Raw genomic sequence first — 24,061 nt, 5'->3', positions numbered from 1 at the left:
CGGGGAAGTCAGCGCATGCTACGAAACCCTCTGCAGCACAGCCGCAGTGGGAACGATGACACGGGTGATGGCTCGGGGTTCAGACCCGCAGGGCACGATGAAGGTCTGGGGATGAGCGCACGGGAGTTTCGCGACGATGATGCGGGCTATCAAACCTGGCTGACTGACCACCCGGATGGCTTCGTGATCAACATTGCGCGCAGCCACACTGCCACCGGCGCCCGTGTGCACCGTGCCAGGTGCCGAACGATCAACGGGACGAACCCACGCGCCGGCAGCTGGACCGGACCGTACGTGAAGGTCTGTGCGCAGCATTCGGCCGAACTCGAGCGGTGGGCGATCAAAGAGGTGGGGGAGCCGCTTGCGGTGTGCGCGATCTGCCACTCGGGCCCCCGAACCCTGGAATCCACCACGACGGGGCGGAGCCGGCGAACAGGCCCACGCCGTGAGTATGAGGGTCGCAGCGTGGTCCACGGGCCATTGCCGGGGCGTGCGGTCGTCGAGGCCTGGGCAGATGCCTACATCCAGTCTGGGGACCGGCGTGTCCGCCAGAAGAACCTAAGCAGCGAGATTCAGGCTCGCTGCAGGCAGCTCAAACCCTCGGATGGCCAGGTGCTGCACGCCACGTTTTTCGGAGCAAAGCCTGACGGTGCTGACGTGGAAAACCTGTTGCTCTACAACATTGGCTCGTTTGCGATCGCTGGGTGTAACGGGATTCGCTTCGAGCACGGTGCTGTCGTGCCAGCCCCTCCGGATGGTGGCGAGTATCCGTTCTGCTACCGCTATGCGCTGGCACCGCGGTCGGCCTCCTTCACCGACTGGCGGCAGGGCCGACTGCTGGCGTCGTTCGACTGGACGGACCTGGGCGCGTTCTCTGGCGAGAAGAAGCTGGAACAAGTGTGGCTAGCGCTCGCGCGCGGGCCGGTGAAGGTATTCGAGCCAGAATGCACGCCCCATACACCTTTTGGTGTCAGAGTCCGGGTCCGGCCGCCGCGCGGGGGTCGACCACCGGTGTGGGGTGCTGGTTTGGTAAAAGGCATTTTCGATGGGGTCATCTCGGTGTTCGCCACCCATGCAGACGCGACCGTGCTTGCTGAAGTTGTGGCGCGGCTTGCGACAATGCTGGCGGCCGATGCCGCCGAAATCGAGGCGCACCTGCTTGATCAACGACGCGGCGTGCTCGGCGCTGTGCCGCGGCTTGTCAAGCCTTTCGGTGCCGCGGGTGTCCAGTGGAGCCCTGGAGACGATTGGTGTGTGGCCGGTGAGCTGCTGGCCGTTGAACCCATCGGCTCGCGGTGGGAAATCAGCGGAGAACTCGTCGAGCTCTCCCGCTGACACCGCGCGGATGGCAGCCCGCCAGGACGGGCAATGGATCCCGGTGGGACGATCTGATCCCATCTGCAATCGCACGAAACTCGCGGCGCTTCGGGACCGAGAATTCCCGTCCTCCCGAAAAGCTTTAGAAAGCCAGGGCGTAGCAGAACAAGAGCAGCAGTAGCAGCGGGATCAGGGACACCAGGGTCAGCACGGCGACCACCTGGAGAAATGGGTGCGGGCGTACGGCCACGGCGCTCGCGGCCAGGCCAGTCGCGACGACGATCAACCCGGTCGAAGTGAGGACCCCGATTCGTGCGGAATGCACGATCGCCGCGGAATTGTCGGGGAAATAGCCCTCTCCGAGTTTGACCCCGAACACCGGGCTGCTCAACTCGTTGAACAACAGCAGGATCACCAGCGCCAGCACCACCATCGCCAGCAGCGCTAGGCACGCCCCTAACAGGTTGCGGTTAGGCGGCTTTGGCGCCTGGCCGCAGTGGATTCGTGCCGGCTGGCCCATGTCGTCCAAGCGCATGGTCAGATTTTTGTTCCCTTCGGGGCGCTGACCTCGTAGCCACCCGCGTCGTCGGTGAAGGTGACCGTGAACTGGTGTTTGATGTGGTCAATGGTGGCCTGGCAGGTGAAGGTGGCTCCCTTGAGGACGGTGGGGTTGTGGCCGTCGTTGCAGGTGACGTCGCTGACGTTCTTGGCGGCGTAACCGTTCGGATCGGACAAGACGTGCGTGACGCCGGCTGCGACAGCGCGGACGTCGAGTTGTTTGGTGACGAGAAAACCGGGTGCTAAAAGTCCCGCGAAGAGCACCGCCGCGGTGATCGCGGTGAACGCGCCGCCCAGGTAGAGCGGAAGGTGTTTGCCGCGCAGGCCAACTCGGGGACCACGCGCCGTGAAGGCGGTTGGTGCCCAGGGGTTCGCGCCTGGTGGTAGGTGAGGATGCGGGTAGGGGAAGGGTCCGGCCTGGGGCGTCATCGGGAAGGCTTGTGGGCGGGGCAGTGGCTGGATAGGCGGTTCGTAGAAGCCCTGGGGAGCGACCGGCGGCATGCCCGGCGCGTACGGGTGGTGCGGTGGCGCCAGGGGCGGCTGCTGTGGGTGTTGCATCGGCGACCTTTCTCTGTGCGTGGCCGAGGGCCGCAATGGCATCGTGCCCGAACAGTAACCCAAGCAGTCCCCATAGCGCAATGGTTTAGAAACCACAGCACGCCTGGGGGGCGTCCCACGTGCGCGTCATGGGCCCGGTGAAGCAACCGCGTCAGCAGCTCACTATAGGGTGTCTACCTTGCCTAATGTGGCGAGTCGCCCATCGGTACGCACGACGCGAGAATCGCAGAACGCCACAAGCCCTCGACAGCGGCGCTGTGCTTTCCAGCCCACTTTACGATTCGGATGAGGTAGCATTTAGCCGAGCGCTTTGTTTAACAGCAGAGCATCAGTGCCTCGAATCGGGAAAGGGAGCGACGATTGACTGCCAGCCCAGTGACGACGCCCGCGCTAGTTGTGCGGGTCGGTCGCGCGACACACACTCTTCACGCCGCCGCGGGCGCGGTATTCATCGGCAGAGATCCTGAGGCGGCGGTCGACATCGATGACGAGCGGGTCTCACGACGCCATGTTGTCCTCGAACCCCACCCCGACGGTTGGTACGCCGTCGATGTCAGCACCAACGGAATGTTCGTCGACGGAAACCGCCGCACCCCGGTACCCATTACCGCTACCACGACCCTGCACCTCGGGGCCCCAGATGGGGTGGCCGTGACACTTACCACCGATGTGACTCAGGATGAGTCGACCCAGGCACTGAGGTCAGCTCAAACCGAGCACCCATCGCGCGCCGAGCAAATCGACGCGGCGGGGCGTCTGCGCGCTGGCCAAGCGGTCCGTGCGCGTCGTGAGCAGTTGAAGATCTCCCAGCGGGGCCTGGACAACGACGGGATCTACAACCAGTCCGCCCTCATCAATTTCGAGCTAGGTCGCAGCTGGCCGCATCCCAGCACGCTGGCAAAACTAGAAAAGGCCTTGGACTTGCCCGCCGGGTACATCGAGGCGCAGCGACGCGAGGGCGAGCTAGCAGCAGCGGCCGTCCCTGAGGCTGGTAGCGACGAGGCGACCGAGGTGTTGACCGACTCCATTCACGCGCCGACTATTTCGCGCACGGTCGAGCTCGCCCTGCAAGCCGTCAGCGTGACCATCGCGGACTTGCCTGAACCGAACGCCCCGGACTTCACCGCCAAAGCCACTGCGATCCTGGCTGATCTGCAAAGGCTCGAGGGCCTGGCGTTGACTGCGGCGCGCCAGCCCACCGGGGGCGCTGCGGCCATGAAGGCGTTGAGCCGTGTGCGGCGCACCTACAACGATGTGATGATGCGCGCCGCCGCCTCGCCGTCGGCGACGTTGGGGCAGCGGCTTTACGGGGCCCGCCACCGGGCGGAGCTGAGCCTGGAAGAGGCGGCCATCGGCTCCGGACTGCCCGCCTCAGCCCTTGAAGACGCCGAAGCCGAACGCCCCGTAACGCCCGATGTCGCCGACGCAATCGAGCTCCTCATCGCCGACCTGATATAGACAAATAACCGATCACGATGTGAGCGAACGATCGATGGCTCCCCTGACGGGGAGCCGCGCGCGTCTTGGCTGTCGTCAGAAGACGTGACTGTGGGGAGCCGCGATCACGAAGCCATGGGTTTGTGGACCGCTGTTGTCGGCACCGATGGCCTTCGGCGCGTTAAGCCTGCACACCAGATCCGCCGATCGCGGCACCCCGCAGACCAGCGATTGGGTGTTCGAGAACGCCCAGAACACGATTTTGTTGCCCGCTGTCAGCAGGACCGGTGCCTGGCCCGTGGTGTCGCCGAAGAATCGTTCGGGCGGGGTGGGCAGAAACCGCGCCGGCCCGTTGGCCTGGGCGTAGACCGTGGGCAGCGTCACCACCCGGGTCCCCGCCGGCGCCCCGGGCAGATCACCCGCGCACGTCACGTCGTGCATCACCTTGACCACGGTCTTTTTGCACAGCAGGCCACTAGGGGTGGTGAACAGCAGATCAGGTAGTGCCGTGAGGTCGCGGGTCTGATTGGGCAGTGGCCCGCTGTCGTCGATCAGTGCATCAATGTCATCGGGCGCTGCGGTCGCATGCAGGGGCAGACCGACCAACGCTGGCCAGGCAAGCGCCAGCCCGATCAATATGAACGATCGTTTCGCAGCAACATCCTTGAGCCGGGTTCTCGGCGCGTGAAAGATGTTGGCGTTCTTCATTTTAATTGGGTGATTTCGGCCAGCGAGACCCACAGGTATGGGCCGGCCGGGTTGATGACGATCCCGCTGTGGCCTTGCGCGCGAGCCATGTTCACCACTTGTTCGACCGTGAGGGGCCCGGCCGCATCAGCGGGGCTCCAAGCTAGAACTTCTGGGCCGCTGGTGAAGCCGAAGATGCTCGAGCTGCCGTCGGGATGTGTGGTGTTGCGAACGGCGATGTGCCCGTCGCCTTGGGAATCGTCGGCGGCGATCGCCAACGGTCCGTTCTGGCGCACCACGTCGACGACGGTGTGCCTGTCGATCTTGCCGGCAGCGTGATCGGCCAGCGCCCGCTTGAGCGGCTCGTTATTCGGATTGCGCAAGGCGAAATCGATTTCGGCGGCCGACAATGCACAGGTGGGGCCGGCGGGGTCGATATAGAGCCAGTCGTTGCCTTGGCTTTGGGCCAGCTCCAGGGCCCCGGTAGCCGACTGCACCAATGACTGCGTGCGCGTACCCGGCGGGTGCAGGCGGGCGATCTCCTCATGACGGGTATAAGCGAACAGCGCCGACCCTTTGCCGTGGGGGCCTGTGCCGCCGCGGATTTGGAGGCGAGACCCGGCCGCGAACGGTGTTTGGCCGGTAAATGCATCGGATCCGGTGATGTCGAAAACCACCTCACCGAACATGCACAAACGGAGCACCTCGAGCGCCCCGCGCTGGTTGGGTTGTGCGGCGAAGGCGGCGACGGCTTGTCGCAGCGCCACATTGTCGACCAGGGTGGCGCGGTTTCCGTTGTCCTCGGTTGCCATTGCCATACGGATTCCCCTGACTGCACAGATAGCGTGAGCAACGATGGCCTGGTTCTTAACGCGCGTGCGCTGCAGCCTCAACGCGGCGCGCGGTGTCTCGTTGGCGGTTTAGTGGATTTGGTTGCCAAGCTTGGTGACCAGCGCGGTGTTGAGGTAGGTGGTGGCTGCTGGGCCGCCGGCGTTGAGGGCGGCGATTGTGGCGGGGTCATCGACGATGACGAGCGTGCCGCCGAAACTGCTGTATTTGGCGGGCAGGCCGCCGTATCCGCCGCCGCCGGCGCCCGGGTCGGTGCGCAGCAGCAGCATGACGTCGCTGCGTTGAGCGATGTAGTCGACGTCGTCGATGTTGAACGGGACGGTTGGTGGGCCGCCGGGGGCGCGTTTGTAGTGGGTGTTGTAGGTGAAGCCGATGCTTTCCAGGTAGGCGCTCGGCGGTGATGGGACCGCCGCCGCGGTGGTGTTGGTCCCGGTGTAGTTGACCGCGACGATGGATTTGCCGCCGAAACTTCGATGCTCGGAGCGGATCTGGTTCTGCTCGGACTGCGCCTTGTCGACCAAGGTTTTGGCCGTGTCGGTGCGGCCCAGCGCCGTGGCGATCCAGTTCAGTTGGGCCTGCCAGTTCCAGTCTTGGGTGTTGTCGGCGGGTTGGGTCAGCGTGGGGGCGATCGCGGCCAGCGAGTTGTAGGTGGTCTGGTCGATGTTGTCGGTGTCGATGATGAGGTCGGGTTTGGCAGCGGTGATGGCAACGGTGTCGGCGGCGGCGAAGACCGGTGGGGTGGAATGGATGAGCGGCTGCAGCCAGCTCGGTGTCGTCGCGCCGGGCGCGTTCATCACCACTACAGGGGCGCCGAGTGAGAGCACGGCATCGGGGTCGCCAGCTCCGAGCGCGGCGATGGCCATCGGGCGGTGCTCGAGTTTGAGGGTGCCGAATTTGGTGTTCAGGGTCTGCGGTTGGTATGGGCCCAATCCGGTGCTGGTGGTGCCGAACAGGTGAATGCCCACCACTGTCGCTGCGACCAACGCGGCAATTACGATGGTTGCTCCCACGATCAGCCGGGTGCGGCTGCGGCGCTTGAGTTTAGGACCGGACTCGGTTGGGCGACCTGTCGGGGTTGAGGGGGGCGGCGCGCCCGTGAACGGCTGCGGCGCCGCTCCATTCGCGGATGCTGCGCGGGGATCATAGGCCGGCCACACCGGTGCGGAGCCCGCCGGTAGGGAAGGTCCGGTGGGTGGGTAGGTCAGAGTGGGATTGGTCGGCTGGGAGGGACGAGGTCCGGTGATGGTTGGCGGTGCCGGATTGTTAGTCAGCGCCGCGGTAGTCGCCGCAGCCAGTTCGCCAGCGGTCTGGAAACGATCAGCAGGATTTTTGGCCAGCGCGCGAGCCATCACCTCGTCGATCTGCGGTGGCAGCGTGGGGTTGATGTCGCTGGGGTGCGGAACAGGCCGCATCAGGTGTCCGACCAATATGGCCTCAAGGGACTTGTTGGAGGGGTCCTCATACGGGGTGCGGCTGGTCAGCAGCCGAAACAGGGCACACCCCAGCGAGTAAACGTCGGTGCGGTGATCGGCGGGTCGGCCTTCGATGGTCTCCGGCGCGGCGTAGGCCGCGGTGCCGACCATCGAGCCCGTCGCGGTCAGGGCGGTGGCATCGTCGAGAGCGCGTGCAATGCCGAAGTCCGCCAATAACACTCGTTCACGCTCACTGCCGGGCGCTGCGACGAGGAAGTTGCCGGGTTTGATATCGCGGTGTAAGACGTGCTGCGAGTGGGCGTAGTCGAGTGCGGCGGCGACGTCGGTGATGATGCGCACGATACGGGCCGGGGTGAGGTTGGCGCGGTCCAAATCGTTGGCGGCGGTTCCTTTGACGTATTCCATGGCGATCCACAGGTGCCCGTCGGTTTCGCCTCGGTTGTAGACCCGCACGATGTTCGGGTGGTCCAGGCTCGCGGCCAGGTTGGCTTCGCGGATGAAGCGCTCCCTGAATTGGCGGTCTCCGGACAGTTCGCCGGACAGGATTTTCAGCGCCTCGCTGCGGGGCAGCGTCGGGTGGCGGGCCAGATACACCGTGCCCATCCCGCCCTGGCCCAGCACGCCTTCGATGCGGTAGCCGGCGATGATAGTTCCTACATCAAGGGGCATTCAGCGGCTCATTTCCCTGTCAGCATGCGGTATTCGGCGGCCATCATCTGGTGCAGAGCGTGCTCTTGTTCGTTTTGCATCTGGTAGGCGTAGCGTTCCGCACTCGCCACACACCAATAGGCCAACGTCTCGTTGAAGCATTTCGCCTTGGGCATGCCGGAGATCCCGCCCACCTGGTGCGGCCCAGTCATATCGGCAACCAGGCGCGCGGCCGCACTGGCGTCCGGGGTTTGATAGACCCTGGTTTCCAGGACCCACGCAACCTGCTGCACGCCAGCGGATTTGAACATGGCGGCGAGATGGACCGGGTCGTCGGGAGCCAGATGCAGCGCCCCATGAGCATCATAAACGCCGTCGCTGACGGACTCGTTTTCTGATCTTGGCGCCACGGTGCGTGCCAACAGTCCGTCGGGATCCAGCGGCAGCGCAGCCACCTGATTAGGTGGCGTGGGCTTGAATTTGTCCACCAGGGGCTGCTGCAAATCTAGTGCGGTGGCAATCAATTGGGCTGCGATATCAGGGTTGTCGACCGACGTCGCTGCTTGCGCCAGCACGTATTGTCCATGTGCGCTCAAAGCGGTCACCGTCAAGCGCGGTCCACCCGGTTCGGGATAACTCGCGGTCCAGCGGTAGCTCACCGCGGTCGTTGCGGGGTAGCGGGGGATGGAAAACGGCTGCGTGGGAACCGGTTTGGCGTCAAACGGCATCGTCAAGGACGTACCTTTGGCGGTCATGTCGGCGACCGCGGCGCTCGCATCAGCGGGGCTTGCCATTTCCAACACCATGGTGAACAGGTCCTTGTAGGGGCCTTTGTCGGCGTGACGGGCGCTGCAAAACCCTGCCAACAAGTTGTGGCCGTTAAGGGCCTCGCCCAGCGGGGCTCCCAGAAGTGAATTGACCGCGTCGGTGTCTTTGACCACACCGGATTGCAATTGCGCGAAGTCGACCAGATCGGGATCGACTTCCCACGGGCCCACTAGGGCGCTGGCCAGGCGGCGCCCTTCTGCCCACCCGCCGCGCAGCGCGTCGCCGGCCACCCCCAACGGCGGGCGTGGCGTGGTCGGGAAGTTCCCGGCATCCAGCAAGCCCAGATTCACACCGTCGGAGCTGGCCTCCCCCGGCGCTTTGACCGCGCTCCCGGCGATCGTGGTACTGCAGGCCACCGTCAACGCCGCGACCCCGACGGCCGCGGCGCACAACCACGAACGGACGCGCCCGGTCATGGCGCGGTCAACATCAGGTATTGGGCAGCCATGATCTGATGTGCCTCAACCTCTTGGGCCGCAGTGGCTTTGAACGCGTAGCGCGCCGCGGTGGCGATGCACAAAAACCGCACCGCCCCCAGGTCGGTGATGTCGGGCCCGCGGTCAAAGCAGCGCGCCGAGGGTAGACCGTTGATGCCGGGCGCGGAGTGATAGCCCAAGAACGGCACATCGATGCGCACTAGCCCATCAGCGGCACGCTGCGCCCCGGTGGTATCGACCGCCTCATAAATGGTGGTGCGGTCGACGGCCACACGGGCGATCCCGGCGTCGTTGTACATCGCCTGGGTGGCCACCGGGTCGGATCGGAAATGTAGTGAGCCGTGCGGGGAGTAGACCCCACCCTGGTTGACGTTGGGGTCGGTGGCCGGCACGGTGCGGGCCAGCAGACCGGTCGGGTCGGCCGGCAAGCTGGCCAGCTGATCAACCGGGGTGGCTTGAAAGTGGTCAGCGGCCGGGCCTTGCAAATCCAGGGTTTTGGCGATCATGTCGGCGACCGCCGCGGAGCTTTCCTTGGATCCGGCGAACTGGAAAAACACGTACGGGCCGTGCGCGCTGAACGCTGAGGCTTCAAAACCTCCTGACAGCGGGGCCACGTAGGCCCGCGTGTTGGGATAGTTGGGGATCGCCAGCTGCGTCGCTGGGATGTTGCCCGGGCGGATGGTGCCCACATCAGCGGCGGCCATCGCCGCAGCCGCATCCGTCGCGTCTTGGGGGCTGGGGAACCGAAACACCCCGTTGTCCAGGATCTTGGGCTTGTCAGCGCCGGCCTGTCCCTGTGGCGGTGGCGGGGTGGCGCGCCCACTGACGAAACCGGCCACGAAATGATGCGCGGCGGCGATCGCGGCGATCGAATCCCCACGCACCAGCGCCGACAGCCGTGTGGGCTCGGGAAACGCTGTCGTGGGCGCGATTTCGGCGTTCGTCGGGCTGATCAACGTGGCGTCGATTTGCCACGGTCCGGCCACCATGTCGGCCATCCGCTGGGCCTCGACGCGGCGCCCGGCGGCGTCATCGGCGACGTTGCCCAAGGGGGGCCGGGGCCGGGGCGGATAGTTACCGGGGTCGAGCAGGGCCGCGTTGGCCGCCGCGGGCGCCGGGCCGCCGGACTTGACGGCTACCCCCGTCACCTGGTTCGAGCAGCCGCTGCCCACGATGACCACTACGGCGAGGCTGAGCAGCAGCGGCGATAAGCCCCGGTGCGCGGCGGCGATGCTTGTGTGTCGGATCTTCACCGGGCGGCTTTCGCTGATCCGCTCCGGCGCCTGTTGGGCCGTTTGCCCGACCAGCGCCGCAACGCCATGCGGTCGATGAAGATGGCGCTGGCCGCCCGCCGTTCCGAGACAGCCTTGTCGGCCACCGCCATCACCGCGAGTTGGCGCACTCGGGCACCGAGTCGCTTCTCCTGGTCGCGAATGCGGTGCCATTCGGCACCGTCAGCGTCCAGGTCAGCATTGTCGTTGAGATAGTCGATCGCCGCGTCGACCGCGCACTGCTGTAAGTCGGGATTGTCCGGATACAACAGTGCGGCCTCGCGCGCGGCGCGGTGCAGGCGGGTCCGCGCCGCAGCATCCAGCTGGCGGGCGCGCGCGCTGTTGAGCAGCGTCGCCATCGGCTCAGCCGCCGATTCGTCGCACACGTCCGATCCCTCCTTTTCTCAGGTCCCGCGGCCGGCCGGTGTGCGCCGGCAACGATGGGGAGAATGGTAGCCGCTACTACCAGGGCGTCAGCTTCGATCGCTGATTTTGCCCATCATCGCCCTGGCCACATCGCTGGCGTCCTTGCCCGGCGCGGGCGCCACGTCGCGGAAATAGACCGCCTCGACCTCCACCAGGCAATTGCCCCTCACGCCGAGCGCGCGCACCCGCCGCAGTTTCGTGTGTAGGTCTACCTCTTCCACGGTGGCTTCCACGACTGAAGTACCGGCGTGCACCTCGGTGATCTCATTCTGAAATCCCAGGCTGCTGTCGAGGCGCTGACCGGCGCACCGCGACCAATGCGAACCGAATTTCTCAAACAACGCATTGGCCGCCCCCGCGTTCGGTAACGCGACCACACCCTCGACGAGATCGATCACCGTGGGAAATTCGCCGACATCGGCGGCCCACCACTGTTCGTGAGCAACGTTGACCACCTGCGCATTACGGTAGGCCTCGCCCATCAGGATGTGCGCCAGCGAGGCGCAATCGCTGCGTGAAGCGCCCGGCCAGTCCCAGTACATCTCTGCCGGGCCGCCGAACTTCGGCGGCATACTGTCATCGAGTTTGAACGATTGACCGAACACGTGGGACAACTCAGCATCGGTCAGCATCGCCTGCTTGATGACTTCGCCGACCAGCGGGCGCGGTTTGAGGTCCGGCGCCGCGCGCACCGTGCCGCTGACGACATCAGCGCAACCGGCCACCAGCGTGATCAACGCCGAGGACACCAGCACCAGGATCAGCCGAACGACATTGGGCGCCAAGCGCATCCAAGCCATGGCCGCTCCCCTCTTCTCACGCGAGTAGCAACGGTGGGTCTGGTCAGCGGGGGTTGACACGATCGGCCATCCGGGTCGCGATCTTGAGGCCCTGATCGGTGCGGTTATTACCGCAGCTGCGCACATCGATGACGATGTTGTTGCGGGCGGTCATGGCCCGTTGGCACTGCCAGCCCCCCGCACCTTCCTGGGTGTTGATGATGCTGAGCATGCCGTCACGGTTGGCGACCGTGCTGGCCATCCAGATGCTGTCTGGTTGACCCCGCTCGAGCAGGTGCAAGGTGGCGCCGTTGCATTTCGGCCAGGCCGCAGCCTGCTTGGCCACGAAGTCGCTGGCCGCCGTGGCGGTCGTGAAGTAGATCGCGGCGCTGTTGTCCAGGTGCTCAACGGCTTTCGGGTCCTGGAGCGACTGGGTGCGTATCCCTACCCAACCGGTGCCCTCAAGTTCGGACTCGAGCGCGGGGATTTGGATCTCGCCGCATTCGGGCCGGTCGGTATTCACGCCGCTGTAGGCCACGTCGTCGCTACCGGCGCCCGGTGTCGGCGCGATGTTCGTCGCGCCTTCGATGCTGCTGATGGTCGCCACATCCAGCAGCAGCCCGGGCAGCGCCGACAACGGCACCGTTGCCACCGCTTGCGGCCTTGGGCTCGGGCTGGCCTGCGTCGAGGATGGGCTGGGGGAGCGAGTCACTGCCACGCTGCCCATGTCATCGGGGCTGCTGGCGACGTTGATCACGATTCCGGCGGCCACTATGGCGACTATGACCGCGGCGGCGGCGCCGATCCGGGCCCACAGGGGGAACCGCTGGCGGCGCGGCGTCGCGATCGCAGCAGGGTAGCCCGGGCCGGGGCCCCAGGGCGGCGCCGGCGGCAGGGGCGGGACCGGGGGAGGGCCGCCTGCGAATCCGAGTGGCCGCCGCGGCAGCACCACGGTGGCTTCCTCGCCGGGCCCGGGGCCCATGGGCGGCATCGCAGCAGGCTGGTAGCCGTTGCGCATCGCGGCATTGCCCGATGGCGGGGCGGTCTGGGCGGTGCTGAGCGGCGGGTTCGCGTGGTGGCGCATCTGCTGTCCTTCGGGGATAGGCGGGGTTGCGGGGCGCGAGGTGGGTCGCTGTGTCGCGGCCGGGGTCGGTCCAAGCCGAGGGGTGAAGCCCTCGGACGCTGCCGCACTGTCATGCATGCTTTGGATTGGACCACAGCATAAAACCGAGCGCAATGTTTCAAAACATTGCACCACTGTGGTTTTGTTGATACCGTCTGCATCCGTATCCACCAGGCCCAGGCAAGGAGACCGCCCGAATGAGCGCCTCAAAACCACCCGCGAAGACCACAGAAAACAGCGCACCAAAACACAGCACCCGTACATCGCGGCTGACCGCCACCGGCCGCTGGGCAATCCTCGCCGCCACCGCCCTATGCCTGCTGCTCACCGGCTGCACCGCCACCACCACCGGCCACCCCGCAGCCGCCGCAGACCTCGGCCGCTGGCAACCGCCGGCGATCCTGCCCCAACACCTGCCAGACCTGTTGCTCAGCGAAAACGACATCAACACCGCTGCGCACACCACAGGCATGGCCGTGCGCACACCGATCACGCACATGTGGCACGACGAGGACACCATCTCCACCCCGGCTTGCCTCGACACGTACTTCCCAGCCGAAGCCAACGCCTACCAAGGCACCAACTGGACCGCGATGCAAGGCCAAATCCTCGACGACGCAACCACACCGGGGAGCGCCCGCCACGCACTGGTCCAGGCCCTCATCGGCTTCCGCGACGCCGACTCAGCCCAACAATTCTTCAGCCAAGCCAAAACACGCTGGTCGGGCTGCGCAAACCACTCGCTCACCGTCGTCCTGCACAGCCACGCCCCGGTGACATGGAACTTCGGCGAGCTGCGTGCCACCGACACCACCCTGACCAACACCCAAACCCAAGCCAGCGGTGAAGGTTTCACCTGCCAACGCGCCCTGGGGCTGGCCAACAACGTCATCATCGACACCCTGTGGTGCGGCTTCGACACCACCAGCCAAGCCAGCGACATCGTCGACAAGACCACCGGCGCCATCTCCCAGGCCTGACCACCCGCGAGCCCGCCAGGCCATCATCGACTTCGGCAGCACACATGACACAGAAGAAGGAGGTGCCGGCAGTGCGCGCGCTTGCCGTCCCCATCTCAGCAATACTCATCGGCGCCGCGAGCGTGGCATGCCACCAGAAGCCGGCATGTTGCGCCGCCCCGCCGCCACCCCCTCCGGTCAACTTCGACGACTACCGGTCCGTCAACACCGACGACTACCGCACCTATTCGACCTACGGCTGGAACGGAATTCAGTTCGCCACCCGCGCCGGAATCCGCTGCCGAATCTATGACGGCCCACACTCGTTCCAGTACGCCGCCGCGATCGACTGCTGGGGGCCGCTCCCTGGCGTGGCATCTGGGGTGAACTACGCAAAGGTATCCGAGTGGCCCTACGACAAAGACACCTTGACGCCGATCACCCGGGGTCCCGCGCCCCCAGGGCACACCGAAGTCTTCTCCTTGCTCAGCCACACCGACCTCAACGAGCAAGAGACCTACCACGCCGGCCCGACCGAGAAAAGAACCGTCGACCCCGCCAGCTACCACCTACTCAATCCTGGGCAGAAGATTGTCGTCCCCGGAGGACACCGCGGCGACGACGACCTCAACACGTCAATATGCGCCGTCGTCACCGACGACTCGATCACCTGTGAAATCCAGAACCTCTATCACGACGGCACACATGGCTTCCGGATCCTGCCCCAAGGCAGCCAGACCTACTGATTGGATGATGTTGTGGCTAAACAGATCACCGAGCGCGAACCGCGCAACAACAACAGCAACCTGATCGGCTTGCGGGGCGCCATACTCTGCGCCGGCGTGGCCACTGCGCTCACCGGCCTCGCCGCCCCTCCCGCTGCCGCAGACCCACCCAACTACACCGGCTACCACGCCGTCGACCCGAAACCCTTCCAGACCTTCAACACCTACGGCGGCGGCGGCGCACAGTTCACCTCGCCCAGCGGCCAACTGTGCCGAATCGTGGTCATCTCCCGCGGCATGTTCGCCTACATCGAATGCCTAGGCGAGCTACACGGCTCCGCCGAAGGCAACAACCTCGTGCGGATCACGACCACGGCCCCAAGTGGCTTTTCGAAGACCACGCGCGAAGAGTTCCTCAGCACCCAGCGCGTAGGACCCGACGGCGTCACCCGCGAACCCACCGGTGCCGCCGGATTCATCCCGCTGCCCGCAGGCAGCAGCCTGACCTACACCAGCAGCGTCTGGTCCGGTACCTGCGCAGTCGACGCGACCAGCACCAGCTGCACTGTCACCAGCAACCGAAGCGACGGCACCAGCACCACCAAGAGCTTCACTTCGACCCCCGCCGACACAACGATCAATTGACCCACGGCGTCGAGCGTGCTCGGTTGGCCTTCGCCCAAGTCGGTGCTGGCCCAAATGGTTTCGGGACAAATCACCCACGATCAGACTTTCAGTACCACAGTCAGCTGATCGGTCATAGAAGATCGACTCGGAACGGGCGACTGCGCCGCTTGATCATCAGGCGTGTCCTGACGCACTGGCCGGTCGGCATCGCCACGGCGTTACCTCGGCAGCGGCGCGGCCTGGGCGACGATGCTCGCAGCCACGTCGATCGCCTCGGCGACCTCGGATTCAGCGAAGATCTGACCCGCGTGGGTAGCGGCATTGCGGCGCCTGATAAGGCGTACCGCGTAGTCGGCGGGCAGGGTTCCTCCGCATTCCTTGAGCCAGTATCGACACAGCGGTGTGAGCATGCTGTTCGCGCGCAATAACCGCTTGATTTCCGCGGCCGTCTTGCCGATGGCAGTCAGATGATCCGTGATAAGGCGAGTGACCGCAAGTTCTGCTGCCAGACCGGAATCCAGGACGGCGCGCCGGTAGTCACGACCGGCCCACAGAGATTTGGCGTCGCGGACAACCAACCATTCGTCGGCGAGCCGATCGTTATCCACGGCATGCCGAATGCAGCGCTTGAGAGCGTCGCCGGTGATCGGCCGGTAATTCGGCATCACCACGTTGAAGCCTGCCGAACCCACCGGGAGCACATGTCCGCCGCCGTGGATAGGACGACCGTGGAGAGTGTGAAGACGCGTCCATAATGTGGTCGCGTTGAAGGAGATTCCGGGCTCGATGGGCCCCAGACGGGACAAATCCTGGCCGTACAGCACCTCAATCCAGGTACTCACTTGCTTCCACCAGACCGGCATGGCCTCGGCGATAGCTCGAGACAAACCACGGACCTGCTCATCGTCGCCGACCGCGTCAAATGCGATCCGGAATCTATTGACAGAAACGGCTTTCGGTGTTTGACCGTCAGGACCGAACACCACGACGCGCCCCCAGAACGGCGCCATTTCGGGCAGCCGACTCAACGACATATCATGCTCGCTGTAGTGCCAGGCGGGTTCCACGAGCTCCTGATTGTCCCGAGGCACACCGGCGACGGTCGGCAGCGTGATCGACACGTTGTGTCCACCGACCACAGCGCTGTACGGGACGCTGAGCGCCGAAATCGCAACAGTGAACGCGGAAGGACACGTGTAGTAGCCCTCGACAACCCGGACTTCCTGCATAGACACCCCGATAAGACTAGGCCCCACAACCCGTAGAGGCGTTAGGAAGGAAGCGGGCGCCGCGCTCTTAGCGGCGACCTTGCCGCAACAGCCACATCGACACCGAAACAGCGAGCGGCAACCCGAGAAGGCTCATCGCGAGACTGGCGAGGCCGAGCCCAACCAGCGAAAGCAGGTCCCTACGGTAGCCGTCCCAGACAGCCCAGACGCCACACGCCAGGAACAGCGGGAAGATGACCACGAACTTGGCCGAGTCGCGCACGCTCGTCTCTTCGCCGCTGGCGTGTCGCGGCCCGCGACGATCGGTAGGCCCAGGACTGTGCACGGCTTTGAATCCGACGTAGCCGCCGAACACCATCGTGATCCAACCCACGGCAGGCAGCGCTGCAGCGCGACGAAAGTCATGTGGCGGCGGGTTGAACGCCATCAACGCGCCGCTGAGCATCCAAACCACCCCGAACACAACCAAACCAAGTCGACGTACCGGATCGCCGTTGAACCGCTTAGCCATTCGCGAGTTTGACGACGCGCGCCCGCATCGAATCGGCGATGTAGACGTTGCCACCGGAGTCCACCGCCAAGCCTGCTGGGGAGCTCAGGCCCTTGCAGGGGAGCTCGGCTTGGCTCGTCGAACCCACCGCGAGCTCAAGGACCTGGCGATTGTTGTAGTCGGCAAGGTACACATCACCCTGGTGGTCGACGGCGACCCCATACGGCTGATTGAGACCGGTGAACGACAGCTCGATTTGCTTCGTCGAGCCCGCCGGCAACTTGAGCACCCTGCTGCGACTGGCGCCAGAGTCCGTGACATAAACGTTGCCCGCCGCGTCGACGGCAACACCACCTGGCGATTCCAGCCCGCTGAAGGGCAACACGCTTTGACTCGCCGAGCCTGCCGGCAGGCTCACCACCTGCTTGTTGCGTCGGTCAGCGACATAGATACCGCCTGCCGAGTCCACCGCAATACCTTGGGGATCGGCGAGATCGGCTAGCGGCACGGCGATTTGGCTATTGGCGCCGGCCGCGAGTTTGACCACGCTGCCGACCCCCGGGTAGCCGTCGCTGAACTCGCTCACGTAGACGTTGCCCGCCGCATCGACCGCGACACCGGTGAGGTTTTGCAGACCGCCGAAGGGTAGCTCCGTTTGGTCGCCGGAACCGACCGCAAGTTTCAGAACCCGGTGGTTACCCGCGTCGGTGACGTAGACGCTGCCCGACGTGTCCACTGCGACGGCCGTCGGATCTTTCAGACCGGTGAATGGCAGATCGCTTTGCTGATAGGTGCGGGGCGGCGTCTGCGATGGATTGGGCACCGCGTGTACGGAGGGTGTGGTCGTCGGATGGTGTTGCGGCGGTGCGCTTTCATTGCTACACCCCACCAGCGCCACCACGCCGGTGGCCGCGAGGACGACAACGCCGCGGAGCCGCCGAGGCGGGCACACGGATCCCTCAACGGGACGGCGGGTCGCGGTCGTCATGCTGTGGTCGCGTACGGGTTGTGGGCCTCGCTGAAATCGACGCCCAGGCTGCGCTTGTCGTGGGCGGCGCCCTTGCTGCAGGTGGCCATGTGCCCGGCCCAGACAATTTCGCCGCCGACGATCACCTCCCGGTATACGAAGCAGCGGTGGTCACAGTAGCGGCAATACGCTCCGGCCATGTCTTACCTTTCGGTCATCGACGTGAACAAAGCTAGCACATGTAGAACGTTGTGTTCTACATTAGTTGGGTGAATGAAATCTCCATCCGCACACTCAACCAGGAGACCTCAAAAGTCTTGGCCAGAGTCAAGTCCGGCGAAGAAATCACCGTAACCGAGCGCGGCGCGGCGATCGCCCGGATCGTGCCTACACCCGCCGGCCCGCTCGACGAGCTGGTCGCCGCCGGCCGGGTCCGCCCCGCGACCATGCGCGGCCCCGCACCACGACCCACGACTCCGGCCGGGGACGGTCCCGATGCCGGCGCCCTGGTGCGCGGCATGCGCGACGAAGAACGCTTCTGACGCCATGATCTACCTCGACACCTCAGCCCTGGTGAAACTGGTCCGCCTCGAGCCGGAGTCCGAAGACCTAGCCGATTGGCTCGACGGACGAACCGAAATACGTTGGATCACTTCCGCGGTGGCCGAAGTAGAGCTACCGCGAGCGATTATCCGAGCCGGGCAGCTCGACGCATTGGCGGCGCTGCCTGCCGTGCTGGACCGGCTCGACCGGTTCGAGATCGACCCAGTGGTGCGCAGCACTGCAGCGGCCTTCCAAGATCCCGCGCTGCGCTCAGTCGATGCGATACACCTCGCCACCGCGAGCATCGCAGGGTCGCTGGCCTCACTCGAGGCGTTCGTCACCTACGACGAGGCCCTGGCTGAGGCCTCCCACAAGCTGGGAATAGAGGCTGTTGCCCCAGGGATCAGCGCGGGAGGGGCTGGTATCTCTTAGCCGGCGTGCCGATCCGCCGCGGGAACATCGTCGCGGCATCCTGCTGATCGCGGACCCACCTTGGCCAAAGTAAACACGCTCGACACCAGAAAGAGGAACGTGACACCGAGGAACAATCGCGGCCACGGGTCAAGCGGCAGGAAATAGATTCCACCGAGCGCGGCCACGAAGCTGATCGCGAACGCGACGGCGGCCTGAACGAAGAAGGCCGCGGTCGTCTTTCACGTGTGCCGTTAGGAAACGGTCATGCCAATAAGACTGCGGCACTACACCGTTGGCCGGGAGCCGTAACACTACTCAGATTTCGTCGTCGACGTGCGAACCTCGGGCCGGGTACAGTAGCGCCGCTGCGGCCGCTGCCGCGGCGCACACCCCCAGCGCCGCGGCGATCACCGTCGCCAACTGCAGCGACGCGAATTGGGCGTCGGCGACCGGTTTGACCACTGCCACCACGGCCACCGCGGGCATCACCAGCCGCACCCACCACGCCACTACGCTATCGCCGGGAACGCGTGAATTGGCTTCGGTGACAAAGACATACAGCGCCATCAACAGCAGGAAGGCCGCGCCGAGGATGACTGTGGCGATCCAGCGCGCGCCGTGGGCCGACAAGACGGCAGCCGTCACCGCGACAAGCGCCATCACCACCACTCGCGCGATGGTGTTCGGCCTCGCCTGGCGCATTACCGCCAGGTCCGCGGCGACGCGCACCACCGCCCACCCTGAGGCCAACGCAGCGGCCACCCCCACAACGACGCCGGTGATAGTCATCCACGTCCGACCCGCTTCGGCATAGAACTCCGGCACCGCTTCGCCCAGGAGTTTGGCACTCCAGCGCCACGGGCCCGCCACACCCCGGTGATCACCAACCCACAACACCACCGCAGCTACGGCCACCACCGCGACCGCCAGCGACATCGATCGCCCCGGCCTGGCTATGCGCGCGGCCCGGACGGTGATGAGTTCAACGCCCACCATCCCCAGACCGAAGCCGACTAACTGGCCAGACAGCTGGCCCGGCGTTGCGGCCGTCCCGATGACAACGGGGTCACTGCCCGCCGCGACGCGCGCAGTGACTGCCACCGCAAGGTAGACGGAGATGAGCAACCCCGCGATCACCAGCGGCGCCACCAGCGACGCGATGACCCGAGTCGACGCCCAACAGACAATGGCACCAACGACGATCGCCGCCCCCGCCGCGGCGACCGGTAACCACGAAAAAATCGCGGCCGGGTCCTCGCCGGATGAAAACTGCAGCAGCAGCAGCGATCCGAGGGCGGTGGCGAACTTCGCTGCCAGCACCACATAGGCGAGCAGCTGGACGATGCCGGCTGCGGTCGCTGCCTTCGGACCCAGGGTGGCGCCCACCAATTCGGCGGTGCTGCGCGCATGGGGAGCATAGCGGCGCAGCCGCGCCAAGGCGTAGATCACCGGGACCACGACCGCCGCTCCGAGCAGCGCTCCCAGCCCGTACTGCGCCGCAGACACAATCACCGCCATGCTCAGCCCGGCGGCTTGCCACGTTCCGAGGACGCGCTCACCGGAGCCGGTTCCTGGCTGGGCCTGTGCCTCTAGCGATTTCTTCGGCATGACTCAAGCATGACTTACGCCTACTCATTATTGCGGCAGCGGCCGACCTCAGCCCAAGGCCCCGCTCGTCGTGATAGCGCCGTCAGAGCTGTCGTGGTGCCGCTGACCTAGCTTTGGCGGCCTTGTAGGCCCACGAGCCCAATGCCAGTGCGATCAGTAACGCGCCCCCCAACATGGCGTAGCCGGTCGTGCGGTGAAAATCCCGCATTCCCGCCGGCGAGTACACGCCCTGGTGGATATTTTCTTGTGTTGCATGCCAGTTCACCGGCGCCGTCAGCACTGCTGGATCGGTGCCTGCCGGGTTCAACTTCTCGATCGTTCTTACCGACCGGTACCCGCGGGAGGTCAGCACCGAGCAGGTGTCGGCCGGGCCCATCCGGTGTCCGTCGCAGTGCGGCCCAGCCAGATCTTGGTAGGCGACTAAGCCTGCCCCGAACAATAGGGCGATGAACATCAGGCCAAGGGCGCCGACCGCGAGGCGGCGCACGACGTGCCAGAAAACCGCCCCTATGGTGCGCCCGGGGGCCGCGGGGTGTGGCCCGTCGACGTCAGGATCGGTCACAACGACCCTCCGGCGTGTGAACCAACCTCATGAGACGACACGCTGGTGCCTATCTACAGTCGATGAAGTCGCTGGCTAGTTGCCGCTGCAATTCAGCCGCCTCAGCCGTCTGATTGCCCTGAGGGGTTTGGGGTTTCGGCGATCCACTGTCGTCGCGGCAGTCAGGCACTTGAAGATCTCCGGTGAACTGGTGGAAATTATCGGGCTCTACCATGAGGTGCCATTGCAGTTGTAGCGGGTGCTGTTTGGTGGGCGCGATGGTGGAAATGACTGATTTGAGGTCGCGGTAGGCCGTAGCAGGGTCTGTGATGTAAACCGAGAGCGCAGTGATTCTGGCGTCGTCGACGCGCACGTAATAGATCGGCAGTGCCAGGCGCGATATCAGGGCGTCGATGTTTGCGCGCTGCTCGGCGGTGATTGGAATACCGACTTCCCAGGTGGGGAATTTGGTCGGCTCGGCCGAACGGACATAGACGGTCATCGGTTCGGGCTGCACAGTGGCCAACACTGCGCTCAAGACATCGCTGGTGTGGTCGATATCCGATACTTCAAGGCGCACCGTGGCACCGTCACGTGACCACAGGATCGACGCCTGCGGCACACGCGTCCTGAGTTCCCGTAAGCGATGTGTGTCACCGGCGATCTGGGCGGGGTTGCGCTCTGCGCCACGTTTTACCTCGAGTCGGTCGCCAACGACGAAGGTGGTGGACTGGCGGTAGCCGTTGAAATCCCCGCCTTTGATGCGGGTGATACGTGAGGCCACCGCCGCGATCTGTTCCTCGCTTGCCTTGGGCATCGCGACTACCAGGCTCAACTGGGCGCCGTTCTCAAAATCGTTGGTATATAGTGGATTAACGTCATCAACACCCGGCATTTTGGCGATCTCGGCCTGAAGGTGGCGCACCTCGGCGCTGCGATCAGGAGGCGTGCACGCAGCCACGACCAAGGCCAGCCATGCCATGGCCGCCACGCATACCCGTTTCACCTGTGCCGGGAGCCGGCGCGTGACACGCCGCGACACTGCACGCTGCTGGTTCCTGCAGCAGGTCCGGCGCTCTTGGTACATCCCGTCGCGGCTACGCCAGCGGCGACAACGCTGACAATCACCGCGACGGCATAACGACGTGAAGACATGGCCAAAGCCTACGGTGAGCGGCGCTGCGTCGAGATGGAAAACCGACGGCGGTAGCGGTGCAACCAACGATGTTCACCACGATATTCACGAAAACTGTGGTCGAGAGTTCGGATGTCAGTTGAGATGGTCTTGAGAACGGACCGCGAAAGGAGGTGACAGATGAAGAAAACACTTCCTCTCGTGATGATGTTCTGTGGGTTCGTGTCGGGAGTCGTCGCAAGCCCTGCGGCGGCGGACATGAATAGCTACATGAACTGCATCCTGTTGAGTAGACAGCACTTGAACCCGGAACCACCTCAGGCAAAGCAGCTTGTCTACGACACGATCGGACAAGAAGTCTCCCGGAACATTCGCAACAACGGGAGTTCCTCGATGGCGGAGATCTCGCGTCTCGAAGGCAACGGGATTGACCCACAGCTCGCACAGATGATCGTCCAGTGTGCCAGCGTGAATGGGCCGATGTGATGTCATGTCGCGCAAGTTGCAAATGCTGGATCGGCCTGGTTCTTCCCAAGGGCTGCCTCCCTTCTGGGACACTTAGAACCTGTGTGGGCTCGAATCGTTGTTGCGCCCTGGTGGGTGAGCTGGCTGGCGAACGCCGCGTTCGGCGCGATCACGCTTGGCGCAGTCGCGGCGTTGCTGTACCCGAACTTTTTCGCCGTCACCGGATGGTTGTGGGGACCGCTCACCGTTGCGGGGTTCGCTCTGCTGATATCGGCGTGCCTGGTTTTCGTCCAGCGCCCGTTCCGCCGGGCTTATTCTGCAGCCCTCACTGGACTTAGCCGCCAGCAGCGGGCCCAAATCAGCCGGGCATTGCGCCGCGGAGAGATCCCCTCTGAACCGCGCGTGCTGGTGGCTGCCGTCAAGGTGGGCACGTTGCGGCTGGCGCACACGCTTCGGGCCCTGCGCGGGTCGACGGCATTGATATGGCTGACGCCGGCCTTCCTCATCCTCGCCGGAGTTTTGTCCTTTCTGGCCAACGATATTCGGCGCGGAGTGTTCTTTGTCGGGTTCGCGCTGTACTTCGCGGCCTACTACGCGTGGCTTGGGTACCGCAAGGATCAGCTGACCACGCACGTGGAGTCGTTGCGCGCAAGCGCAGAAGCTGACGACACGCCGGTGGACGTCGACTATGCTCCGCCGCCGCGGAGACTAAGGATGTCGATCCCGCTGTTTATCGTGGCTGGAATCGCCACTGTGACAATCGCATACCTATCGGATCGCCCCAACCCGGACTGCCGGACCGTCGACGCGGTCGCCAACTTCAACTTCAAAACCAATAGCGTGCTCACAGCGCGGCTGACAGCGACCGACGTGGATCTGGCCAGCTACCGGGATTGGTCCAACCAGCTGCAAACCTACGCACGACAAGCATCCACCCCCGATATCGCTCGCCGCCTTCACCGGATCGCCGACCTATCCGTGCAGGCGGTGGCGCAGCGACAAGCTATCAGCAACGACGAAATAGCCGCGCGCACAAGTGATGCCATCCACGGCGACCAATCCGCATATCTGAGCACGATCAGCGAGCTGCTCGATGAACAGCAAGCCCTCATCTCAACCTGTCATCGTTCCTGACCCGGGTCCTCACCCATGCATCGTGATGGCCGGCCCCGTGCCCGGCCCGATTCTCACAGCAGCTATTCCTGCATCACTTCGAGATGTCTGGAGGTGCGCGAAACCGAACTCGTTCAACGATTTCCGCGCCAAGGCTCGGCCCGTGAGATGAGGCTTTCGCCACCCCGACTACAGCGTGCGGACAGGTCTCGTTACAGACAGGCCTTGGCGTGGGATTCCTCGGGGGCCTACCCTCGCGGCCGGCGCCTTCGACTAGCTGGTCGGCCGGTTCACCCAGACCCCCAGACTGGCAGCATTGAGGGCGTGCTCGTCAGATAGGCGATCTCAGCAGCCAGGACGCGAGGTGTTTTCCTCGTGGTCACATCAAGTCACTGTCCTGACGTGCCGGTGGCACGATGGCCGGCATGGAGGAAGAGCTGCCTACTGTCAGCCTGCGCTTGTGGCGTGCCGACGCGATCGTCTTGTTCGACTGGTTGGCCCATACCGATCTGAACACCGTGCCGATTACGCATCCGGCGCAAAAGCAGGCGCTGGCTGATCTTTTGACCCGGTTCGAATGGGCGGCCGACGCGGACGTGACCGCGGCGACTGCTGAAGAGGTCGCGGCGGCTCAAGCAGAAGTGGCCCGTGACATGGGATGGTGAGGGAACAGAATTCGTTCGTGGCCGTGCTGACGCTAGCCTGCTGTCAATATTGACCAACAGACGGCGGCAACCCGAGCGGCACCAGAATTCGCGTACATCGCCAGGCGAAGCGCTCGCCGTGGGTCCAACCATCAGCACGAAGACGAACGCGACGCTCAGTGCGCGTATGGCTTCGTAGGTACCGTAGTCGAGTGTCTGACGAAGAAATGGTCGCATCGGAGCGCGGCGT

The 24,061-nt window shown here is 64.8% G+C and carries 27 protein-coding genes and 1 pseudogene; 10 read left to right on the top strand and 18 right to left on the bottom strand.

The features are described from left to right. The first annotated feature begins 111 nt into the window (after positions 1-111). Entirely contained in the window at positions 112-1,335 is a 1,224-nt protein-coding gene (locus K883_RS26325; protein ID WP_051701202.1) for a hypothetical protein, read from the top strand. A 124-nt stretch (positions 1,336-1,459) separates the two neighbouring features. On the opposite strand, the gene K883_RS25480 is transcribed toward K883_RS26325, so the two are convergent. Both K883_RS25480 and K883_RS27310 read right to left on the bottom strand, forming a co-directional pair. Then, a complete protein-coding gene (locus K883_RS25480; protein ID WP_036456340.1) occupies positions 1,460-1,852 on the bottom strand; it encodes a hypothetical protein in 393 nt (130 codons plus the stop codon). Between the two features lie 2 nt (positions 1,853-1,854). After that, positions 1,855-2,433, bottom strand: a complete 579-nt coding sequence (locus tag K883_RS27310; RefSeq protein WP_255358988.1) for a DUF4333 domain-containing protein — start codon at positions 2,431-2,433, stop codon at positions 1,855-1,857. Positions 2,434-2,808: 375 nt separating this feature from the next. On the opposite strand from K883_RS27310, the gene K883_RS25470 reads away from it, so the two are divergent. Then, positions 2,809-3,891 carry an FHA domain-containing protein gene (locus tag K883_RS25470; protein ID WP_156035681.1) on the top strand — a complete coding sequence of 361 codons (1,083 nt, stop codon included), beginning with the start codon at positions 2,809-2,811 and terminating at the stop codon, positions 3,889-3,891. A gap of 75 nt (positions 3,892-3,966) precedes the next feature. Here K883_RS25470 and K883_RS25465 read toward each other — a convergent pair whose 3' ends face one another. The 8 genes from K883_RS25465 to K883_RS27305 all read right to left on the bottom strand — a co-directional run bounded on the left by K883_RS25465 (position 3,967) and on the right by K883_RS27305 (position 12,312). Then, positions 3,967-4,578, bottom strand: coding sequence for a hypothetical protein (locus tag K883_RS25465; protein WP_255358986.1), 612 nt, complete (start codon positions 4,576-4,578; stop codon positions 3,967-3,969). Then, entirely contained in the window at positions 4,575-5,450 is an 876-nt protein-coding gene (locus K883_RS25460; RefSeq protein ID WP_255358984.1) for an SseB family protein, read from the bottom strand. Before K883_RS25460 ends, K883_RS25465 begins: the two co-directional genes overlap by 4 nt. Positions 5,451-5,477: 27 nt before the next feature. Further along, a complete protein-coding gene (locus K883_RS25455) occupies positions 5,478-7,508 on the bottom strand; it encodes a serine/threonine-protein kinase (RefSeq protein ID WP_036456336.1) in 2,031 nt (676 codons plus the stop codon). Positions 7,509-7,516: 8 nt separating this feature from the next. Further along, positions 7,517-8,731, bottom strand: coding sequence for a DUF7373 family lipoprotein (locus K883_RS25450; protein ID WP_036456334.1), 1,215 nt, complete (start codon positions 8,729-8,731; stop codon positions 7,517-7,519). After that, positions 8,728-10,005, bottom strand: coding sequence for a DUF7373 family lipoprotein (locus K883_RS25445; RefSeq protein WP_255358983.1), 1,278 nt, complete (start codon positions 10,003-10,005; stop codon positions 8,728-8,730). The genes K883_RS25450 and K883_RS25445 overlap by 4 nt, the downstream gene beginning before the upstream one ends. Then, on the bottom strand, positions 10,002-10,409 hold the full coding sequence (locus K883_RS25440) for a hypothetical protein (protein WP_036456332.1): 408 nt from the start codon (positions 10,407-10,409) through the stop codon (positions 10,002-10,004). Before K883_RS25440 ends, K883_RS25445 begins: the two co-directional genes overlap by 4 nt. A gap of 87 nt (positions 10,410-10,496) precedes the next feature. Next, positions 10,497-11,198, bottom strand: a complete 702-nt coding sequence (locus K883_RS25435; protein ID WP_036456621.1) for a sensor domain-containing protein — start codon at positions 11,196-11,198, stop codon at positions 10,497-10,499. Positions 11,199-11,292: 94 nt separating this feature from the next. Beyond that, positions 11,293-12,312, bottom strand: a complete 1,020-nt coding sequence (locus K883_RS27305; protein ID WP_156035679.1) for a sensor domain-containing protein — start codon at positions 12,310-12,312, stop codon at positions 11,293-11,295. 236 nt (positions 12,313-12,548) lie between these two features. Between K883_RS27305 and K883_RS25420 the strand changes: the two genes are divergently transcribed. Genes K883_RS25420 through K883_RS26320 form a run of 3 tightly spaced genes read left to right on the top strand, consistent with a single transcriptional unit; the run spans position 12,549 to position 14,680 of the window. After that, positions 12,549-13,331 (top strand): sensor domain-containing protein, encoded by a 783-nt coding sequence (locus K883_RS25420; protein WP_036456328.1) that lies wholly within the window; start codon positions 12,549-12,551, stop codon positions 13,329-13,331. Between the two features lie 44 nt (positions 13,332-13,375). Further along, on the top strand, positions 13,376-14,056 hold the full coding sequence (locus K883_RS25415; protein ID WP_036456327.1) for a hypothetical protein: 681 nt from the start codon (positions 13,376-13,378) through the stop codon (positions 14,054-14,056). A 12-nt stretch (positions 14,057-14,068) separates the two neighbouring features. Continuing rightward, a complete protein-coding gene (locus tag K883_RS26320) occupies positions 14,069-14,680 on the top strand; it encodes a hypothetical protein (RefSeq protein ID WP_051701198.1) in 612 nt (203 codons plus the stop codon). Positions 14,681-14,880: 200 nt separating this feature from the next. On the opposite strand, the gene K883_RS25405 is transcribed toward K883_RS26320, so the two are convergent. The 4 genes from K883_RS25405 to K883_RS25390 all read right to left on the bottom strand — a co-directional run bounded on the left by K883_RS25405 (position 14,881) and on the right by K883_RS25390 (position 17,548). Then, positions 14,881-15,897 carry a hypothetical protein gene (locus K883_RS25405; RefSeq protein WP_156035677.1) on the bottom strand — a complete coding sequence of 339 codons (1,017 nt, stop codon included), beginning with the start codon at positions 15,895-15,897 and terminating at the stop codon, positions 14,881-14,883. A gap of 61 nt (positions 15,898-15,958) precedes the next feature. Continuing rightward, a complete protein-coding gene (locus tag K883_RS25400) occupies positions 15,959-16,402 on the bottom strand; it encodes a hypothetical protein (RefSeq protein ID WP_156035675.1) in 444 nt (147 codons plus the stop codon). Continuing rightward, positions 16,395-17,369, bottom strand: coding sequence for an NHL repeat-containing protein (locus K883_RS25395; protein ID WP_081914420.1), 975 nt, complete (start codon positions 17,367-17,369; stop codon positions 16,395-16,397). Before K883_RS25395 ends, K883_RS25400 begins: the two co-directional genes overlap by 8 nt. Next, the gene (locus tag K883_RS25390; protein ID WP_036456320.1) at positions 17,366-17,548 is read right to left on the bottom strand and encodes a hypothetical protein; all 183 of its coding nucleotides are present in this window, start codon (positions 17,546-17,548) and stop codon (positions 17,366-17,368) included. The genes K883_RS25395 and K883_RS25390 overlap by 4 nt, the downstream gene beginning before the upstream one ends. A gap of 69 nt (positions 17,549-17,617) precedes the next feature. On the opposite strand from K883_RS25390, the gene K883_RS25385 reads away from it, so the two are divergent. Together K883_RS25385 and K883_RS25380 are read left to right on the top strand one after the other, a co-directional pair. Then, entirely contained in the window at positions 17,618-17,890 is a 273-nt protein-coding gene (locus K883_RS25385; RefSeq protein ID WP_036456612.1) for a type II toxin-antitoxin system Phd/YefM family antitoxin, read from the top strand. A 4-nt stretch (positions 17,891-17,894) separates the two neighbouring features. Next, positions 17,895-18,323 (top strand): type II toxin-antitoxin system VapC family toxin, encoded by a 429-nt coding sequence (locus K883_RS25380; RefSeq protein ID WP_036456318.1) that lies wholly within the window; start codon positions 17,895-17,897, stop codon positions 18,321-18,323. Here K883_RS25380 and K883_RS25375 read toward each other — a convergent pair. From K883_RS25375 to K883_RS25360, 4 genes and pseudogenes are all read right to left on the bottom strand, one after another. Next, positions 18,295-18,499: pseudogene (locus K883_RS25375) on the bottom strand (YiaA/YiaB family inner membrane protein). The gene K883_RS25380 and the pseudogene K883_RS25375 sit on opposite strands and share 29 nt — an antisense overlap. 121 nt (positions 18,500-18,620) lie before the next feature. Next, positions 18,621-19,913, bottom strand: coding sequence for a hypothetical protein (locus tag K883_RS25370; protein ID WP_036456316.1), 1,293 nt, complete (start codon positions 19,911-19,913; stop codon positions 18,621-18,623). Between the two features lie 82 nt (positions 19,914-19,995). After that, positions 19,996-20,475: a hypothetical protein gene (locus K883_RS25365; protein ID WP_036456314.1), complete on the bottom strand. Its 480-nt coding sequence runs from the start codon at positions 20,473-20,475 to the stop codon at positions 19,996-19,998. Between the two features lie 49 nt (positions 20,476-20,524). After that, entirely contained in the window at positions 20,525-21,436 is a 912-nt protein-coding gene (locus tag K883_RS25360; RefSeq protein ID WP_036456312.1) for a hypothetical protein, read from the bottom strand. A 333-nt stretch (positions 21,437-21,769) separates the two neighbouring features. On the opposite strand from K883_RS25360, the gene K883_RS25355 reads away from it, so the two are divergent. The 3 genes from K883_RS25355 (at position 21,770) to K883_RS25345 (ending at position 23,832) form a co-directional block, all read left to right on the top strand. Continuing rightward, on the top strand, positions 21,770-22,075 hold the full coding sequence (locus K883_RS25355) for a hypothetical protein (RefSeq protein ID WP_156035673.1): 306 nt from the start codon (positions 21,770-21,772) through the stop codon (positions 22,073-22,075). 114 nt (positions 22,076-22,189) lie between these two features. Then, positions 22,190-23,188: a hypothetical protein gene (locus K883_RS25350; RefSeq protein WP_036456309.1), complete on the top strand. Its 999-nt coding sequence runs from the start codon at positions 22,190-22,192 to the stop codon at positions 23,186-23,188. A 404-nt stretch (positions 23,189-23,592) separates the two neighbouring features. Then, a complete protein-coding gene (locus K883_RS25345; protein WP_036456610.1) occupies positions 23,593-23,832 on the top strand; it encodes a hypothetical protein in 240 nt (79 codons plus the stop codon). The last annotated feature ends 229 nt before the right edge of the window (positions 23,833-24,061 follow it).

Source organism: Mycobacterium sp. TKK-01-0059 (genome assembly GCF_000709305.1).
Taxonomy (GTDB): Bacteria; Actinomycetota; Actinomycetes; order Mycobacteriales; family Mycobacteriaceae; genus Mycobacterium; species Mycobacterium intracellulare.
Note: the sequence above shows the minus strand (reverse complement) of the source record. Positions and strands in the feature narration are given on the sequence as shown.

Excerpts from the sequence above, each read along its gene's own strand:
- K883_RS25390 (WP_036456320.1), bottom strand. The coding sequence starts at position 17,548 with ATGGCCGGAGCGTATTGCCGCTACTGTGACCACCGCTGCTTCGTATAC.
- K883_RS25465 (WP_255358986.1), bottom strand. The coding sequence starts at position 4,578 with ATGAAGAACGCCAACATCTTTCACGCGCCGAGAACCCGGCTCAAGGAT.
- K883_RS25370 (WP_036456316.1), bottom strand. The coding sequence starts at position 19,913 with ATGCCGAAGAAATCGCTAGAGGCACAGGCCCAGCCAGGAACCGGCTCC.
- K883_RS25355 (WP_156035673.1), top strand. The coding sequence starts at position 21,770 with ATGAAGAAAACACTTCCTCTCGTGATGATGTTCTGTGGGTTCGTGTCG.
- K883_RS27305 (WP_156035679.1), bottom strand. The coding sequence starts at position 12,312 with ATGCGCCACCACGCGAACCCGCCGCTCAGCACCGCCCAGACCGCCCCG.
- K883_RS25360 (WP_036456312.1), bottom strand. The coding sequence starts at position 21,436 with ATGGCATGGCTGGCCTTGGTCGTGGCTGCGTGCACGCCTCCTGATCGC.
- K883_RS25415 (WP_036456327.1), top strand. The coding sequence starts at position 13,376 with ATGACACAGAAGAAGGAGGTGCCGGCAGTGCGCGCGCTTGCCGTCCCC.
- K883_RS25345 (WP_036456610.1), top strand. The coding sequence starts at position 23,593 with ATGGAGGAAGAGCTGCCTACTGTCAGCCTGCGCTTGTGGCGTGCCGAC.
- K883_RS25450 (WP_036456334.1), bottom strand. The coding sequence starts at position 8,731 with ATGACCGGGCGCGTCCGTTCGTGGTTGTGCGCCGCGGCCGTCGGGGTC.
- K883_RS25380 (WP_036456318.1), top strand. The coding sequence starts at position 17,895 with ATGATCTACCTCGACACCTCAGCCCTGGTGAAACTGGTCCGCCTCGAG.
- K883_RS26325 (WP_051701202.1), top strand. The coding sequence starts at position 112 with ATGAGCGCACGGGAGTTTCGCGACGATGATGCGGGCTATCAAACCTGG.
- K883_RS25395 (WP_081914420.1), bottom strand. The coding sequence starts at position 17,369 with ATGACGACCGCGACCCGCCGTCCCGTTGAGGGATCCGTGTGCCCGCCT.
- K883_RS25455 (WP_036456336.1), bottom strand. The coding sequence starts at position 7,508 with ATGCCCCTTGATGTAGGAACTATCATCGCCGGCTACCGCATCGAAGGC.
- K883_RS25400 (WP_156035675.1), bottom strand. The coding sequence starts at position 16,402 with ATGGCTAAGCGGTTCAACGGCGATCCGGTACGTCGACTTGGTTTGGTT.
- K883_RS25480 (WP_036456340.1), bottom strand. The coding sequence starts at position 1,852 with ATGCGCTTGGACGACATGGGCCAGCCGGCACGAATCCACTGCGGCCAG.
- K883_RS27310 (WP_255358988.1), bottom strand. The coding sequence starts at position 2,433 with ATGCAACACCCACAGCAGCCGCCCCTGGCGCCACCGCACCACCCGTAC.
- K883_RS25420 (WP_036456328.1), top strand. The coding sequence starts at position 12,549 with ATGAGCGCCTCAAAACCACCCGCGAAGACCACAGAAAACAGCGCACCA.